The 1,951-nt window shown below is 53.5% G+C and carries 1 rRNA gene; it reads right to left on the bottom strand.

Annotated elements, in window-relative coordinates:
• Nucleotides 1–1,951: ribosomal RNA gene (locus V6942_RS23335) — 23S ribosomal RNA — on the bottom strand; the annotation flags it as partial.

Genomic DNA, 1,951 nt, shown 5'->3' with positions numbered 1-1,951 from the left:
TCAGGGAGAACTCATCTCGGGGCAAGTTTCGTGCTTAGATGCTTTCAGCACTTATCTCTTCCGCATTTAGCTACCGGGCAATGCCATTGGCATGACAACCCGAACACCAGTGATGCGTCCACTCCGGTCCTCTCGTACTAGGAGCAGCCCCCCTCAATTCTCCAGCGCCCACGGCAGATAGGGACCGAACTGTCTCACGACGTTCTAAACCCAGCTCGCGTACCACTTTAAATGGCGAACAGCCATACCCTTGGGACCTACTTCAGCCCCAGGATGTGATGAGCCGACATCGAGGTGCCAAACACCGCCGTCGATATGAACTCTTGGGCGGTATCAGCCTGTTATCCCCGGAGTACCTTTTATCCGTTGAGCGATGGCCCTTCCATTCAGAACCACCGGATCACTAAGACCTGCTTTCGCACCTGCTCGAGCCGTCACTCTCGCAGTCAAGCTAGCTTATGCCTTTGCACTAACCTCCTGATGTCCGACCAGGATTAGCTAACCTTCGTGCTCCTCCGTTACTCTTTAGGAGGAGACCGCCCCAGTCAAACTACCCACCAGACACTGTCCGCAACCCGGATCACGGGTCTACGTTAGAACACCAGCCATTAAAGGGTGGTATTTCAAGGTTGGCTCCACACGAACTGGCGTCCGCGCTTCAAAGCCTCCCACCTATCCTACACATCAAGGACCAGTGTTCAGTGTCAAGCTATAGTAAAGGTTCACGGGGTCTTTCCGTCTTGCCGCGGGTACACTGCATCTTCACAGCGAGTTCAATTTCACTGAGTCTCGGGTGGAGACAGCCTGGCCATCATTACGCCATTCGTGCAGGTCGGAACTTACCCGACAAGGAATTTCGCTACCTTAGGACCGTTATAGTTACGGCCGCCGTTTACCGGGGCTTCGATCAAGAGCTTCGCGTTGCCGCTAACCCCATCAATTAACCTTCCGGCACCGGGCAGGCGTCACACCGTATACGTCCACTTTCGTGTTTGCACAGTGCTGTGTTTTTAATAAACAGTTGCAGCCAGCTGGTATCTTCGACTGATTTCAGCTCCATGGGTAAACCACTTCACCTACATATCAGCGTGCCTTCTCCCGAAGTTACGGCACCATTTTGCCTAGTTCCTTCACCCGAGTTCTCTCAAGCGCCTTGGTATTCTCTACCTGACCACCTGTGTCGGTTTGGGGTACGATTTGATGTTACCTGATGCTTAGAGGCTTTTCCTGGAAGCAGGGCATTTGTTACTTCAGCACCGTAGTGCCTCGTCATCACACCTCAGCGTTAAAAAGAGTCCGGATTTACCTAAACTCTCCGCCTACATGCTTAAACCGGGACAACCGTCGCCCGGCTAACATAGCCTTCTCCGTCCCCCCTTCGCAGTAACACCAAGTACAGGAATATTAACCTGTTTCCCATCGACTACGCCTTTCGGCCTCGCCTTAGGGGTCGACTCACCCTGCCCCGATTAACGTTGGACAGGAACCCTTGGTCTTCCGGCGTGCGGGTTTTTCACCCGCATTATCGTTACTTATGTCAGCATTCGCACTTCTGATACCTCCAGCACCCCTCACAGGACACCTTCAACGGCTTACAGAACGCTCCCCTACCCAACAACGCATAAGCGTCGCTGCCGCAGCTTCGGTGCACAGTTTAGCCCCGTTACATCTTCCGCGCAGGCCGACTCGACCAGTGAGCTATTACGCTTTCTTTAAATGATGGCTGCTTCTAAGCCAACATCCTGGCTGTCTGAGCCTTCCCACATCGTTTCCCACTTAACTGTGACTTTGGGACCTTAGCTGGCGGTCTGGGTTGTTTCCCTCTTCACGACGGACGTTAGCACCCGCCGTGTGTCTCCCGTGATAACATTCTTCGGTATTCGCAGTTTGCATCGGGTTGGTAAGTCGGGATGACCCCCTAGCCGAAACAGTGCTCTACCCCCGAAGATGA

This window comes from Kluyvera genomosp. 2, from assembly GCF_036759865.1.
In the GTDB taxonomy this organism is placed as follows: Bacteria; Pseudomonadota; Gammaproteobacteria; order Enterobacterales; family Enterobacteriaceae; genus Kluyvera; species Kluyvera ascorbata_B.
Note: the sequence above shows the minus strand (reverse complement) of the source record. Positions and strands in the feature narration are given on the sequence as shown.